Source organism: Anaeromyxobacter dehalogenans 2CP-1, from assembly GCF_000022145.1.
Lineage (GTDB): Bacteria > Myxococcota > Myxococcia > Myxococcales > Anaeromyxobacteraceae > Anaeromyxobacter > Anaeromyxobacter dehalogenans.
This window is the reverse complement of the sequence record NC_011891.1, coordinates 4,276,401-4,290,028: the sequence shown is the minus strand read 5'-3', so window position 1 is coordinate 4,290,028 and position 13,628 is coordinate 4,276,401. Positions and strand designations below refer to the sequence as shown.

Genomic DNA, 13,628 nt, shown 5'->3' with positions numbered 1-13,628 from the left:
GCGGCACTTTCACGCAGCCTCGCGGCCGGGGCGCCGCGGCGCCTCGACGCGGGCCGGGACCGGCGCGAGGGCGCTCCCTCCTTCGGGCACGCGGAACCAGCCCACCGTCCGGGCCAGCTCCTCGGCGTTGTCGGAGAGCGCGGCGGCCGAGCCGGCCAGCTCCTCGGAGGCGGCCGCCTGGCGCTCGGAGGCGCCGGCGAGCCCGTGGAGCACGTCGCCGATGGCGCGCGCCGCCTGGTGCTGCCGGCCGGCGGCCTCGGTGATGCGCTGCACCCGCTCGCTGGTGGCGCCGATGGAGGGCAGCGCGCGCGCGATCAGCTCGGCGGCGCGATCCGCCGCGGCCACGCTGCCCCCGGCCAGCTCGCCGATCTCCTGCGCGGCGGCGCGGCTCCGCTCGGCCAGGCGCCGCACCTCGGTCGCGACCACCGCGAACCCGCGCCCGTGCACGCCGGCGCGGGCCGCCTCGATGGCCGAGTTGAGGGCGAGCAGGTTGGTCTGGTAGGCGATCTCGCCCACCACGCCGATCTTCTCGGCGATGGCCCGCATGGCGAGCGCCGTCTCGCGCACCGCCCGGGCGCCCTCGCCGGCGTCGTCCGCGGCGCGCCGCGCCAGCGCGTCGGTGGCCCGCGCCTCCGAGGCGGCGCCGTCGATCTCGGCGACCAGCTCGCGGACCGCCTCGCTGGAGCGGGCCACGTCGGAGGCCTGCCCGCTCGACGCCTCCGCGAGCGTCCCCGCCACGGTGCGCGTCTCCTCGGCCGCCGAGGCGATCGACTCCGAGGCGCCGCGGACCTCGCCCACCACCGCGGACAGGCGGTCGGCCATGCCGGAGAGCGCGTCCAGCACGCGGCCCGGCTCGTCCCGCGCCGCGTCGGGGATCCGCACGGTGAGATCGCCGGACGCCACCGCGCCGGCCGCGTTCACCGCGCGCGCCAGCGAGCGGCGGACGCCGCGGGCCACCAGCGCCGCGCCGCCCAGGATCACCGCCACGATGAGCGCGCCCGTGCCGAGCACCCGCCGCGCCTCGCTCCGGACCGCCGCGTCGAGGTCGTCCACGTACAGGCCCGAGCCGACGACCCAGCCCCAGGGCTGGTACTGCGTCACGAAGGAGATCTTCGGCACCGGCACCGTGCTGCCCGGCTTCGGCCACAGGTAGTCCACGAAGCCGCTGCCGCGCGCGCGCACCGTGCGGACGAACTCCTGGAACAGCAGCTTGCCGTTCGGGTCCCGGTAGCCGGACAGGTCCTGGCCGTCGAGCTGCGGGTTGGTCGGGTGCATGACCATCCGCGGCTCGAGGTCGTTCACCCAGAAGTACTCGGCGCCGTCGTAGCGGAGCGCGCGCAGCGCCTCGAGCGCCGCGCGGCGGGCCTCCTCGGCGGAGATCTCGCCGCGGGTGGCGCGGGCGCCCTGGTGCTCGACGAGCGCGTGCGCCGCCTCCACGAGCGCGCGGACCTTGGCCTGGCGCTCGGCGAGCATGCGCGCCTCCAGCACGCGGACCGACTGCCACGAGAGCAGGAACAGGCCGGCGGCGCCGGCGAGCAGCACCAGGCGAAGGCGGGTGGAGATCGACAGGTTGGCGAGTGCGTGCAGCATCCGTCCTCCAAGGGGCTCCCCGCCCGAGCGCAATGGAAGGTTCGTGCCGATGGGTGCGCCATCCCGCACGGGTCAGATCCGCGTGGAGCGTAAGCACATGTTTTCAACGACTTGTGCCCCGCTCGGTGCGCGTTCACCCGTACGTACGGTTCGACTCGGGGCGGGTGGGTCGAGCCTCCGGGTCGGCGCAGCGGCGCAGCGGGTCACCCGCCGTCGCCGGTGGGCTCGCGCCCACCCGGCTCGCCCTCGTCCTCCGCCGCGGGCTCGCCTTCTCGCGGCTCGACGGCGCCGAGCTCGGAGGTCCGGACGGAGGCGCCCGGATCCGGCGCGTCGAAGTCGGCGCGCGGCGCAACGTCGTCGCTGCCCGGCGAGTGGAGCGCCGGCGCGGGCGCCCGTCGCGTGCGGGGAACGGCGCCGGCCCGCATGTGCGGGCCGCTCCGGTCGGCACGATCGCGGTAGGTGGGCTCCGGCCGCCCACGCGCCACCCCGGCCTCCAGCTCGGCGGGGCTCTTCACCTCGACCACCTCCGGCTCGCGCCGCGCGTGCCCCGCCGCCGGCGCGCCGCCGCCTCGCAGCCCGCGCAGCCGCGCCGCCGCGGCCCGGAGCGCGCCCGAGGTCGCCGCGAACGCGCGCCGCGCGGACGCCGTCCGCGCCAGCAGCCACGCGCCCACGAGGCCGCCCGGGACGCGGAGCAGCCCGCGCCCGACGAGCGCGCGCACGAGCAGGAAGCCCGCCGCGGCGCCGGCCGGCCGCTCGGGGCGCCGCGCGGCGGCGGCGCGGGCCTGCTGGACCGCCCCGGCCGCGCGCTCCGCCGTGAGGGACGCGCGCACCTCCAGCCGCTCGAGCTGCGCGCGCGCCTTCCCCGGCGCCTGCCGCAACGCCCTGGTGGCGCGCGCCCGCCGCTCCGCCCCTTGCCCCGGCGAGAGGAACCACGCCAGCGACGCGAGCGCCGAGGCGGCCGCCAGCCCGCCCGCCCCGATCGCCGCCGCCCGGCCCGATCGCCCGCGCCGGATCATCCCGAGTGTCATGACCGCCCCCGTCCGCACGTCACGCTAACCACGGCGCCGCGGCCCGGGGCGCCGTCCGGCGGCGCGCGCCTTACGGTGACGTGCGTGAGGATCGACGCTCCGCCGGCGAAGGCGCCACCTTCCGTCCCGCACCGCCGGCTCGCCGCCGGCGCCGAGGTGGCGGACGGGGGCGTGCACTTCCGCGTGTGGGCGCCGACCTGCGCGCAGGTCGAGGTGCGCCTCGAGGGCGCGCGCGCCGGCTGCCACGCGCTCGCGGCCGAGCCCGGCGGCTGGCACGCGGGGCTGGTGCCGGGCCTGGGGGACGGGGCGCGCTACCGCTACCGCCTGGACGGCGGGGCGGCCTACCCGGATCCCGCCTCGCGCTTCCAGCCGGAGGGGCCGCACGGACCGTCGCAGGTGGTGGACGGCCTGCGGCTCGACGCCACCCAGGGCATGTTCGACGCCTCCGAGGAGCACGTGGTGGCGCTCGTCGCCCGGCGCGCGCGGGCGGCCGCGGTCGCCGCGGGCCGGAGCATCCTGGTGGTCGCCGAGAACGAGCCCCAGGACACCGCGCTGCTCCGGTCGCGCGCCGAGGGCGGCATGGGGCTCGCTCCGCTGGCTCGCCGACGGCGCGGGCGACCGGCTCCTGCTCGTGAACCTGGGCCCGGATCTCGAGGCGGACGCGCTGCCGGAGCCGCTGGTCGCGCCGCCGGAGGGGCACGCCTGGCGCGTCGCGCTCTCCACCGAGGACCCGCGCTACGGCGGCGCGGGGACGCCGGCGCTGGACGACGCGGCCGGATGGCTCGTGCCGGCGCACGCCGCGCTGCTGCTCGAGCCGGCGGCGGAGGCGCGGCGTGATCGAGCTTCCGGTGCGGCAGGGCTGGGCGCCGGGCGACGGCGCCGAGGCGCTGCTCGAGCGCGAGTGGCTGGTCGCGAACGGCCTCGGCGGCTACGCCAGCGGCACGCTCGCCGGCGCCTGCACGCGGCGCTACCACGGGCTGCTCGTGGCGGCGCTGCCGGGCGTCGGGCGCGCGGTGATGCTCTCGCACCTCTCCGACCGGGTCCGGCTCGCCGACGGCAGGGCCATCCGGCTGGCCGGGGACGAGCGCTCGGTGGGGCTCGCGCTGCACGGCGCGGAGCACCTGCGCGCGTTCCGGCTGGAGGGCGGGCTGCCGGTGTGGACCTACCGGCTCGGCGGGCTGGTGCTGGAGCGGCGCGTGGTGCTCGTGCACGGCCAGAACACGGTCCACGTCTCCTACCGCCTCCTCGACGGCGAGGGCCCGGTGCGGCTCACGCTGCGGCCCGGCGTCCACTTCCGTCCCCAGGACGCGCCGGTGTCCGGGCCGGTGACGGCCTACCGGCTGGTGACGGCGCGCGGGCGCTTCGAGGTCGCCGGCGACGACCCGCGCTTCCCGCCGCTGCGCCTGGTCCTCCACGGCGCCCGCGCCGCGTTCACGGTGGAGGAGGAGCGGCTCGCCGAGGTGGTCTACCGGGTGGAGGCGAGCCGCGGCTACGACACGCAGGGCGACCTGTTCAGCCCGGGGCGCTTCCGCGTGGACCTCGGGCGCGAGGCGCCGGTGACGCTGGTCGCGTCCACCGAGCCGTGGGAGCGGGTGACGGCGCTCGCGCCGGAGGAGGCGCTCCGGGCAGAGCGCGCGCGGCGGGAGGCCTTGCTGGCCCGCGCGCCGGAGGCGGCGCGGCAGAGTCCCGCGGCCGAGCTGGTGCTCGCAGCCGACGCGTTCGTGGTGGAGCCCGCCGGCCGGGTGCAGGAGGAGGCGCAGGCGCGCGCCGAGGGCGACGCGCCGCGCACCGTGATCGCCGGCTACCACTGGTTCACCGACTGGGGCCGCGACACCATGATCTCGCTCGAGGGCCTGGCGCTCTGCACCGGCCGGGCGCGCGACGCCGCGGCGATCCTGCGCGCGTTCGCCCGCCACGCGCGCGACGGGCTCATCCCCAACCTGTTCCCCGAGGGCGACGCGGCGGGGCTGTACCACACCGCCGACGCGACGCTCTGGATGTTCCACGCGGTGGACCGGTACGTGCGGACGACCGGCGACCGGCAGCTCCTGCGCCGCCTGCTGCCGGTGCTCCGGGACGTGGTCGCGCACCACCAGCGCGGCACGCGCTTCGGCATCGGGGTGGACCCGGAGGACGGGCTGCTCCGGCAGGGCGAGCAGGGCTACCAGCTCACCTGGATGGACGCGAAGGTGGAGGGCTGGGTGGTGACCCCGCGCCGCGGCAAGGCGGTCGAGATCAACGCCCTGTGGTTCAACGCGCTCGCGAACCTGGCGCGCTGGCTCGAGGAGGAGGGGGAGGGCGGGGCGGCCCGGGCCGCGGGAGCGGCGGCGGCGCGCGCCCGCGCGTCCTTCAACCGGCGCTTCTGGAACGGGCCGGGGCGGCAGCTCTTCGACGTGGTGGACGGCGAGGACGGGCGGGACGACCCCGCGTGCCGGCCCAACCAGCTCCTCGCCATCTCCCTGCCCAGCCCGGTGCTCGACCGCGAGCGCTGGGCGCCTGTGCTCGAGACGGTGCGCGAGCGGCTGCTCACGCCGGTGGGGCTGCGGTCGCTGTCCCGCGACCACCCGGACTACAAGGCGACCTACCACGGCGACCTGAGGACCCGCGACGCGGCCTACCACCAGGGCACGGTGTGGAGCTGGCTCATCGGCCCGTGGGTGGACGCTTGGCTGCGGGTGCACCCCGGCGACCTGGAGGGCGCGCGGCGGGCGCTCGACGGGCTCGTTCGCGAGCTCGGCCACGCCTGCCTCGGGCAGATCTCCGAGGTGTTCGACGCCGAGCCGCCGTACACGCCGCGCGGCTGCGTGGCGCAGGCGTGGGGCGTCGCGGAGCTCCTCCGCACGCTGCTGCGCGTCGCCGGCGCCGGCGCTCAGGACCCCGGCTCGCGGTCGGGATCCGGCCGCGAGATCGGGTAGTCGCTCTGCTCGCCCAGCAGCTCCGGCGCCTCCTCGCGCTCCGGCGGCGGCACCACGCCCGCGCGCCGCGGCGGTGCGTCCTCAGGCTCGCGCCGCTCGCCCGGCACCCGCAGGTCCCCCGGCCCCTTCGATCCACCCGCCGGCACGCTCGCCCCGCCGGTCTCGCGCCGCTCGGCCGCCTCGCGCGCCCGGTCGGCCGCCCCGTCCGTCCACTCGTTCTCGGCCATGCCCGCATGCTGCGCATCCCCCGGCGACGGCGCCGCGCGGGGGGCCCCTCCATCTTCTCGTGCGCGCGTCGGCCCCGCGCGCCATGTCCGGGCCCGCACCCCGCGACGGAAGGAGCCGCCATGCTTCGCACCACGCAGGACGTCGTCGAGCTGCGCCGCTGGGCCGAGGCCCGCGCGGCCCGGCCCTGCCGCGAGGAGGCGAGCGGCCGGCTCGCGCTGGCGATGCCGGGCGAGTCGTGCCCGGCGGAGCTGGCCGAGGTGGGCTGGGAGGAGTTCGAGCCCGCCTTCTCGTACAGCCGCGCGGTGGCCGTCTACGACGACGCGCCCGGCGGCCGCCGCTGCTTCGTGGGCGCCTACGACGAGGCGCACGCGTTCGTGGCCTCGTGCCGGGCCTGCGGGAGCGCCGGCGCGCAGGACGCCGGCGCCGCGCGCTGACGGCGAGCCCCCGGGGCGGCGACCCGCGCCGGGGGCGGAGCCGTCGCGCGCCTACCGGCTCCCGGTCGCGCCCTGCGCCGGCATCGCGTCGAGCGCGCGGGCCGCGGCGCGGACGAGCGGGGTGGCGGAGACGGGCGCGCCGGTGGCCTTCTTCATCCACAGATCCGGCGACACCGCGCCCACCGTGGTCATCCGCTCGATCTCCGAGCCCAGCGTCGCGTTCTTCGGCAGCGCGGCGAGGTGGTCCTCGATCTGCGCGGAGATGAGCCGGCCCACCGGGTAGTCGGGGACGTAGAGGACGTTCGAGACGATGTGCGAGTAGATGGCGAGCAGCGGGACGTCGCGGGCGCCCAGCACCGGTGCGTACCAGCGGTTCCACACGTCGCGCGCGATCCCGAGCGTCGCCTCGCGGAGCTGCGCCGGCGTGGCCTGGGGGTGCGCGTACATCCACTTCCAGATCCCGAGGTCCACCAGCGCCACGCCGGAGATCTCGTAGGCGTCCCACAGGTCGCTCACCGCGCGCAGCCGCTGCTCCTCGGCGCCGGGGCCGGGCAGCCCCAGCACCTCGAGGTCGCGCGCCTGGAACACGAACGCGATCGCCTCGGTGAACGCGGTGTTCGGCACGCCCTGCAGCAGCGTCGAGTCCACGCCGTAGAGCGAGAAGGTCTGCTCGACGTTGTGCCCCAGCTCGTGGACGGCGATGTTGAAGCCCTTGTAGTCCATGCCGTCCGGGCCGACGCGGGTGCGCAGGTGCGCCTGGTCGCCGCGGCGCGCGGCGCCCATGGCGTGGCCCGAGCCGCGGGCCGGGTCCACCGCGATCCGCTCCGCGAGCCAGGCGGCCTTCTCCGGCGCGAACCCGAGGCGCTGGAGCACGTTCGGGAGGTCCTTCGCGAACGCGGCCGGCGTCGGGTAGCGCTTGCGCGTCATCGCGTCCAGCTCCGCCTCCGACTGGCGCGCGCGCGGCTTGAAGCCCGGGTACCAGATGTCGAACGGCTCCAGCTTGCGCCCGAGCCGCGCCTCGATGAGCGCCGCGATGCGCTTGATCTCCGGCGCGCCCAGCACCTCCTCCAGCATCGCGACCACCCGGGCCTCGGGCAGCTCGCGCTCCAGCTCGAACTTGCGGGCGATGAGCGTGGGCACCGAGGGCGAGTACGGGTCGGCGGCCCGCTGCGCCCGGAAGTTCGCGAGGATGCGGGCGTAGCGCACGTCGGCCTCGCGCGCGCCGTCCACCTTCGCGCGCGGCTTCGCCCCGGCCTCGATGGCGTCGGCCGGCGCGGGGCGCACCGCGTTCGTCCACGGGTTCCAATCGACCGCCGGGTCGTTCACCACCGCGGCCGGGATGGTCTGCGTCACGATCCGCTCCATCACCTTGGCGATGGCGCGCTGCCGCGCCAGGCCCTGCGGGTCGGCGTACTGCGCCTTCAGCTCGTCGCGCAGGTTCCAGTGCGACAGGAGCCGCTTGCCCTTCGGGAACAGGCGCGCCCCCTGGTCGTCCACCAGGTGGTGCACGTAGACGTTGTAGTCGGCGATGTAGAGGTCGGCGTCCGCGCCGGCCTTCGCGATCTCGCGGTTCACCGCCGCGGGCACGCGGCGCGCGAAGCGGTTCGCGAGCCGCGCCTCGGCCCACTCGCGCCGGGACCAGGCCTCGCCCTGGCGGAGCCGCTCGTCGAGCGTGGTGAGCGGGAAGTTGAGCAGCGCCGCGAACGCGATCTTCCCGTCGAACAGGTCGTCCACCACGTGCGCCGACGGGTCGTAGGCGGCGAGCAGGCCGTCCACCGGCTGCATGGGCCCGACGTCCAGCTGCGCGAAGGAGGAGAGCGTCCGGGCGATCTCCAGGCCGTTGCCGTCGAGCGCCTCGAAGCTCGCCTCGAAGCGCTTGAAGGTCTGATCGAGGTCGCTCCCGCGGGGGCGGAACTGCTCGACGCAGAGCGCCTCGAACGCCTTCGCGTCGCCGTCCGACGGCCGCCAGAACGCGGCCGCCTGGGCGGCGCCGCGGGCGGCGCGATCCCGCTCGGCGTCGCCGTGCTTCGCGACCAGGGCGGCGGTGCAGCGATCGACGGCGCGGGCGAGGGCGGGCGGGGGCTTCGGGGTCGCGGTCATGGCGAGGGCGATCAGGGTCGCGGCGGCGATGGACATGGCCGCGCACTCTATCGCGAACCCTTCCCGGCGTTCCCGGCCTCTCACGCCTGCAATGAGGGGCGCCGGACGCCCCGAAGGAGACTCGTCATGACCGCCGAACGCGGTGTCCGCATCCTGGCCGGGACCTTCATCCTCGTATCGCTCCTGCTGGGCGTCGAGGCGAGCCCGCTCTTCGTGAACGCCCGCTGGCTCTGGCTCACCGTGTTCGTGGGCGCGAACCTGTTCCAGAGCGGCTTCACCGGCTTCTGCCCGGCCGAGATCATCATGCGGAAGGCGGGCCTGCGGGGCGCCGCCGTCCCCGCGTCGTCGCAGCGCTGAGCTCCCGCCGCACGCAGGCCCGGTCCCGCCCGCCGTCCGGCGGGCCGGGGGCCGCGGCCTGCGCTCCGCGTTGACGCGCCGGGCCAGTTCCACTACGACGAGGACTGCGTCCCCGCCCCGCCGGCAAAGCCGTCGGGGCCCCACCCCTGCTTCGCGGGGCCCGTGACCTCGCGGCCCGCTGCGCGGGTGCTCGCGAGGTCCCCGCGGGGAGGGGCAGTGCCCCTCCCCAGCCTGTGGCTGGGGCCCCTCCCGATTCACGACCATGCGCCGGACCCACCGCGGACTCACCGTCGTCGCCCTGCTCCTCGGGATGTTCCTCGCCGCGATGGAGATGACGGTCGTCTCGACCGCCATGCCGTCGGTGGTGGGGGAGCTGGGCGGGCTGGCGCTGTACGCCTGGGCCTTCGCCGCCTACATGCTGACCGCCACGGTGAGCGTGCCCATCTACGGCAAGCTCGCCGACCTGAAGGGCCGCAAGGTGGTGATGCTGTTCGGGCTCGCGCTGTTCGTGGCGAGCTCGATCGCCTGCGGGATGGCGCGGTCGATGGAGGCGCTGGTGGCCGCGCGGGCGCTGCAGGGGCTGGGCGCCGGCGCCATCCAGCCCGTCACGCTCACCATCGCCGGCGACCTGTTCGAGCCGCAGGAGCGCGCGCGCATCCAGGGCGTGTTCGGCGCGGTCTGGGGCATCGCCGGCCTGGTCGGGCCGCTGCTCGGCGGGGCGATCGTGCACCTCGCCTCCTGGCGCTGGGTGTTCTGGCTGAACGTGCCGTTCGGCCTCGGCTCGGCGCTGGTGCTGGCGCTCGTGTACCACGAGCGGCCGGAGCGCCACGCGCACCGCCTCGACGTGGCCGGGGCGGCGCTGCTCTCGATCGCGGTCGTCTCCGCGCTCCTCGCGGTGCGCTCGCCCGCCACCGGGCTGGTGGCCCTGCCGCTCGCCGCCGTCGCGCTGGCGGCCTTCCTCGCGGTGGAGCGGCGGGCGCCGGAGCCGCTCCTCCCGCTCGACCTGTTCCGCGACCGCGTCATCGCGGTGTCCTCCGCGGCGAACGCGCTGCTCGGCGCGGCGATGCTGGGCATGGTCACGTTCGTGCCGCTCTGGGTCCAGAGCGTGCTCGGCGGGACGCCCACGCAGGCGGGCAGCGCCATCGCGTCCATGGCGGTGGGGTGGCCGATCTGCAGCGCGCTCTCCGGGCGGCTCCTCCCGCGCACCGGCTACCGCGCGCTGGTCCGGGCCGGCATGGGCCTGACCGCGCTCGCCGCCGTCGCGCTCGCGCTGCTGCTCCGCCCGGGCGTGCCGCTCCTCGTGCCCCAGGCGCTGGCGTTCGCGTACGGCGCCGGCATGGGCTTCGCCTCCACGCCGCTCGTCATCGCGGTGCAGGCGAGCGTGCCCTGGAACCGGCGCGGGGTCGCGACCGCCACCACCATGTTCTTCCGCACCATCGGCGGCACGCTCTCGGTGGGCGTGCTCGGCGGCGTGCTCGCGCACGCGCTCGCGAGCGGCGGCGCCGACGGGGCGCTGGTCTCGCGGCTGCTCGGGCCGGAGCGGGCGTCGATCGACGCGAGCATCCTGGGGCCGCTGGCGGGGGCGCTGCAGGGCGCCATGGGCAGCATCTTCGCGGCGGTGGCGGTGATCGCCGGCGCGGCGTTCGCGGTGGCGCTGCGCTTCCCGCGCCTCGCGCTCGAGGTGCGGAACCCGGAGCGCGCCGGCGCCGGGGCGCCGCCGGCCCCGGACCGCCCGTGAGCCGCCCCGCCGACGTCGTCACGCTGTTCGCGACGCGCGCCGTGCGGCTGTTCGCGTACGGCCTGCTCTCGGTGGTGCTGGTGCTGCACCTCGAGGCCGCCGGGCTCGACCAGCCGCGCATCGGCGCGCTGCTCACGCTCACGCTGCTCGGCGACACCGCCCTGTCGCTCTGGATCACCACCCGCGCCGACCGGATCGGCCGCCGCCGCATGCTCGTGGCCGGCGCGCTGCTCATGGTGCTCGCGGGCGCCGCGTTCTCCGCCACCACCGCGTTCCCGCTGCTGCTGCTCGCGGCGACGGTCGGCGTGATGAGCCCCTCCGGCAACGAGGTGGGGCCGTTCCTCGCCATCGAGCAGGCGGCGCTCACCGAGGCGGTGCCGGCGGGGCGCCGGACCGCGACGTTCGCCTGGTACCAGCTGGCCGGCGCGGTCGCGACGGCGCTCGGCGCGCTCGCCGGCGGGGCGCTCGCCGGGGGCCTGCAGCGCCGCGGCCTCGCCCCGCTCGCCTCCTACCGCGCCGTCACCGCGCTCTACGGCGCGCTCGGCCTCGCGCTCGCGGCGCTGTTCCTGCGCCTGACCTCGCGCGTGGAGACCGCCCCGCGCCCCGCGGCCTCGCCGCGCGCCGCGCTCCTCGGCCTGCACCGCTCCCGGCGCGTCGTGCTGGAGCTCTCCGCGCTGTTCTCGCTGGATGCGTTCGCGGGCGGCCTGGTGGTGCAGAGCTTCGTGGCCTGGTGGTTCCACCGCCGGTTCGGCGCCAGCCCCGCCACCATCGGCGCGATCTTCTTCGGCGCGAACGTGCTCGCCGGGATCTCGGCGCTGTCCGCCTCCGCCATCGCACGGCGCATCGGCCTCGTGAACACGATGGTGGCGACGCACCTGCCCTCGAACCTGCTGCTGGCGCTCGTCCCGCTCATGCCCACGCTGCCGCTCGCCATCGGCGTCCTGCTGCTGCGCTTCTCCATCTCGCAGATGGACGTCCCGACGCGCCAGTCCTACACGGTCGCGGTGGTGGACCCGGACGAGCGCTCCGCCGCGGCGGGGGTGACGGGCATCGCGCGGACGGTGGGCTCGGCGCTCGCGCCGGCGGTGGCGGGGCCGCTCTACGCCGGCGCCGGCGCGCTGGCGAGCGTCCCGTTCCTGGTCGCGGGCGGCCTCAAGGTCCTGTACGACCTGCTGCTCTGGCGGCGCTTCCGCGCGCTGCGCCCGCCCGAGGAGCGCTGAAGCGCACGTGAACCCATCCCCTCCCGTCGCCGCGGCGGCCGATCCGCGTCGCATCGCGTCGTTGCTCCTCCCTCACATGCCGACGGGCATGCTCGGTCGTCGCGCCTCGCGCTGCTCGCGGCTCGACCGCCTGGCTCGGTCCGGGGATGGATTCACGCGCTCCGAGCGGCGCGCGCGGGCCGAGGCGGATCAGAACCCCTGCGCGATCCGCAGCCCGGCCGCGAACGCGTCGAGGCGCTGCCGCTCGCCGAACAGGTGCGGGCGCAGCACGGTGAAGCGGCCCTCCACGCCGAGCGAGGTGTGGCGTCCCACCGGCACCATGGCGGCGACCGCGGCCCAGCCGCCGAGCGACGCGTCCTCCTCCTTCTCGGTCGTGACCGCGGTGGTGGCGCTGCTCGCCACGTCGCGCTCGGCGCTGACGAAGTGCACCGCGACGCCGGCCGCTGCCGAGAGCTCCACCGGGCCGGCGGCCAGGAACGCGCGCAGCCCGCCGCCCACCGGCACGTCCCACAGCCGCGGCTCCACCGTGCGCGCCACCCCGGCGGCGTCGCGCACGGCCGCCGACGTCGAGGACGGGCGGGCGACGCCCGCGCCCATCTCGGCGCCGAGCCAGGAGAGCAGGCGGACGCCGAGGGTGAGCTCACCCTCCGGGCCGGGCTCGAGGCCGGCCATGGAAGGGCCGGCCGGGATCCAGGCGCCGACCCGGAGCGCCAGCACCTGCGCGTCGAGGCCCTCGTCGTCGGCCCGGGCGGCCGGAGCCGCGGTGACGGCGAGGACGGCGGCGAGGCAGGCGGCAGCGAGCGGTCTCATGCCCGCGAGCGTGGCACGGACCGGGGCCGCCGTCACGCGCGGCGCGCGGCGGCGAAGCCGCGCTCGAGGTCGGCTCGGAGGTCGTCCACCGCCTCGATCCCGGCGGAGACGCGGATGAAGCCGTCCGCGATCCCGAGCGCCTCGCGCGTCTCCTTCGGCACCGACGCGTGGGTCATGATGGCCGGGTGCTCGATGAGGCTCTCCACGCCCCCGAGCGACTCCGCGCACGCGAAGATCCGCACGTGCTCGAGGAAGGCGCGCGCCGCCGGCAGGCCGCCGCGGATCACGAACGTGAGCATGCCGCCGAAGCCCCTCATCTGCCGGGCCGCGAGCCCGTGCTGCGGGTGCGAGGCGAGGCCCGGGTAGGTGACGCGCTCCACCTGCGGGTGGCCCTCCAGGAAGCGCGCCAGCGCGAGCGCGTTCTCGGCGTGGCGCTGCATGCGCACGTGCAGCGTCTTCAGCCCGCGCAGCACCAGGAAGCTGTCGAGCGGCCCGGGCACCCCGCCCACCGCGTTCTGCAGGAACGCGAGCCGCTCGTGCAGCGCGTCGTCCGAGGTCACCAGCGCCCCGCCGATCACGTCGGAGTGGCCGTTCAGGTACTTGGTGGTGGAGTGGGCGACGAGGTCGATGCCGAGCTCGAGCGGACGCTGGAAGTACGGCGTGGCGAAGGTGTTGTCCACCACCGTGCGCGCCCCGTGCGCCCGCGCCATCCGCGCCACCTCGGCGAGGTCCACGATCTTCAGCATGGGGTTGGTGGGGCTCTCGATCCACACCAGCCGCGTGTTCGGGCGCAGCCCGCGCTCCACGTTGCGCGGGTCGCTCATGTCCACGTGCGAGAACTCCAGCCCGTGGCGGCGGAACACCTTGTCGAAGATGCGGAAGGTGCCGCCGTACACGTCGTCCGAGGCGAGGACGTGGTCGCCCGCCTGGAGCAGGTGGAGGATCGCGTCGGTGGCGGCGAGGCCGGAGGCGAACGCGAGCGCGTGCCGGCCGCCCTCCAGCGCCGCCAGGCAGCCCTGGAGCGCGTCGCGCGTCGGGTTGCGGGTGCGCGAGTACTCGAAGCCCTTGTGCACGCCGGGCGAGGCCTGCACGTAGGTGGACGACAGGTACACCGGCGTCATGATCGCGCCGGTGGTCGGATCCGGCGCCTGGCCGGCGTGGATGGCGAGGGTGTCGAACCCGGGCTTCGTCTCGGCGTCGGCCATGGT

Annotated in this window: 12 protein-coding genes; 6 read left to right on the top strand and 6 right to left on the bottom strand. The window is 76.8% G+C overall.

The window, feature by feature from the left end; genetic code table 11:
• Positions 1–9 precede the first annotated feature (9 nt).
• Both A2CP1_RS19440 and A2CP1_RS19435 read right to left on the bottom strand, forming a co-directional pair.
• Positions 10–1,590, bottom strand: coding sequence for a methyl-accepting chemotaxis protein (locus A2CP1_RS19440; RefSeq protein ID WP_015934922.1), 1,581 nt, complete (start codon positions 1,588–1,590; stop codon positions 10–12).
• 203 nt (positions 1,591–1,793) lie between these two features.
• Positions 1,794–2,618 (bottom strand): hypothetical protein, encoded by an 825-nt coding sequence (locus A2CP1_RS19435; protein ID WP_015934921.1) that lies wholly within the window; start codon positions 2,616–2,618, stop codon positions 1,794–1,796.
• A gap of 84 nt (positions 2,619–2,702) precedes the next feature.
• Here A2CP1_RS19435 and A2CP1_RS19430 point away from each other — a divergent pair, with 84 nt between their 5' ends.
• Entirely contained in the window at positions 2,703–3,455 is a 753-nt protein-coding gene (locus A2CP1_RS19430; protein WP_041450564.1) for an early set domain-containing protein, read from the top strand.
• A complete protein-coding gene (locus A2CP1_RS19425) occupies positions 3,452–5,533 on the top strand; it encodes an amylo-alpha-1,6-glucosidase (RefSeq protein ID WP_015934920.1) in 2,082 nt (693 codons plus the stop codon). Before A2CP1_RS19430 ends, A2CP1_RS19425 begins: the two co-directional genes overlap by 4 nt.
• Here A2CP1_RS19425 and A2CP1_RS19420 read toward each other — a convergent pair.
• The gene (locus A2CP1_RS19420; protein WP_015934919.1) at positions 5,488–5,760 is read right to left on the bottom strand and encodes a hypothetical protein; all 273 of its coding nucleotides are present in this window, start codon (positions 5,758–5,760) and stop codon (positions 5,488–5,490) included. The genes A2CP1_RS19425 and A2CP1_RS19420 overlap by 46 nt on opposite strands.
• Before the next feature lie 120 nt (positions 5,761–5,880).
• On the opposite strand from A2CP1_RS19420, the gene A2CP1_RS19415 reads away from it, so the two are divergent.
• On the top strand, positions 5,881–6,195 hold the full coding sequence (locus A2CP1_RS19415) for a hypothetical protein (RefSeq protein ID WP_015934918.1): 315 nt from the start codon (positions 5,881–5,883) through the stop codon (positions 6,193–6,195).
• Positions 6,196–6,246: 51 nt separating this feature from the next.
• On the opposite strand, the gene A2CP1_RS19410 is transcribed toward A2CP1_RS19415, so the two are convergent.
• Positions 6,247–8,331, bottom strand: a complete 2,085-nt coding sequence (locus A2CP1_RS19410; protein ID WP_015934917.1) for a hypothetical protein — start codon at positions 8,329–8,331, stop codon at positions 6,247–6,249.
• 90 nt (positions 8,332–8,421) lie between these two features.
• On the opposite strand from A2CP1_RS19410, the gene A2CP1_RS19405 reads away from it, so the two are divergent.
• The 3 genes from A2CP1_RS19405 (at position 8,422) to A2CP1_RS19395 (ending at position 11,610) form a co-directional block, all read left to right on the top strand.
• On the top strand, positions 8,422–8,652 hold the full coding sequence (locus tag A2CP1_RS19405; protein WP_012527742.1) for a YgaP family membrane protein: 231 nt from the start codon (positions 8,422–8,424) through the stop codon (positions 8,650–8,652).
• A 262-nt stretch (positions 8,653–8,914) separates the two neighbouring features.
• Complete coding sequence (locus A2CP1_RS19400) at positions 8,915–10,390, top strand: MDR family MFS transporter (RefSeq protein ID WP_015934916.1); 1,476 nt, start codon at positions 8,915–8,917, stop codon at positions 10,388–10,390.
• A complete protein-coding gene (locus tag A2CP1_RS19395) occupies positions 10,387–11,610 on the top strand; it encodes an MFS transporter (RefSeq protein ID WP_015934915.1) in 1,224 nt (407 codons plus the stop codon). Before A2CP1_RS19400 ends, A2CP1_RS19395 begins: the two co-directional genes overlap by 4 nt.
• A 189-nt stretch (positions 11,611–11,799) precedes the next feature.
• Here the strand turns inward: A2CP1_RS19395 and A2CP1_RS19390 are convergent, their stop codons facing one another.
• Positions 11,800–12,420 carry a hypothetical protein gene (locus A2CP1_RS19390; RefSeq protein WP_245529854.1) on the bottom strand — a complete coding sequence of 207 codons (621 nt, stop codon included), beginning with the start codon at positions 12,418–12,420 and terminating at the stop codon, positions 11,800–11,802.
• A gap of 32 nt (positions 12,421–12,452) precedes the next feature.
• Positions 12,453–13,625, bottom strand: a complete 1,173-nt coding sequence (locus A2CP1_RS19385; RefSeq protein ID WP_015934913.1) for a cystathionine gamma-synthase — start codon at positions 13,623–13,625, stop codon at positions 12,453–12,455.
• Positions 13,626–13,628 lie beyond the last annotated feature (3 nt).

What these genes read in the sequence shown, in the direction of transcription:
- A2CP1_RS19400 (WP_015934916.1), top strand. Translation starts at nt 8,915, where the DNA reads ATGCGCCGGACCCACCGCGGACTCACCGTCGTCGCCCTGCTCCTCGGG.
- A2CP1_RS19435 (WP_015934921.1), bottom strand. Translation starts at nt 2,618, where the DNA reads ATGACACTCGGGATGATCCGGCGCGGGCGATCGGGCCGGGCGGCGGCG.
- A2CP1_RS19415 (WP_015934918.1), top strand. Translation starts at nt 5,881, where the DNA reads ATGCTTCGCACCACGCAGGACGTCGTCGAGCTGCGCCGCTGGGCCGAG.
- A2CP1_RS19440 (WP_015934922.1), bottom strand. Translation starts at nt 1,590, where the DNA reads ATGCTGCACGCACTCGCCAACCTGTCGATCTCCACCCGCCTTCGCCTG.
- A2CP1_RS19410 (WP_015934917.1), bottom strand. Translation starts at nt 8,331, where the DNA reads ATGTCCATCGCCGCCGCGACCCTGATCGCCCTCGCCATGACCGCGACC.
- A2CP1_RS19385 (WP_015934913.1), bottom strand. Translation starts at nt 13,625, where the DNA reads ATGGCCGACGCCGAGACGAAGCCCGGGTTCGACACCCTCGCCATCCAC.
- A2CP1_RS19405 (WP_012527742.1), top strand. Translation starts at nt 8,422, where the DNA reads ATGACCGCCGAACGCGGTGTCCGCATCCTGGCCGGGACCTTCATCCTC.
- A2CP1_RS19420 (WP_015934919.1), bottom strand. Translation starts at nt 5,760, where the DNA reads ATGGCCGAGAACGAGTGGACGGACGGGGCGGCCGACCGGGCGCGCGAG.
- A2CP1_RS19390 (WP_245529854.1), bottom strand. Translation starts at nt 12,420, where the DNA reads ATGAGACCGCTCGCTGCCGCCTGCCTCGCCGCCGTCCTCGCCGTCACC.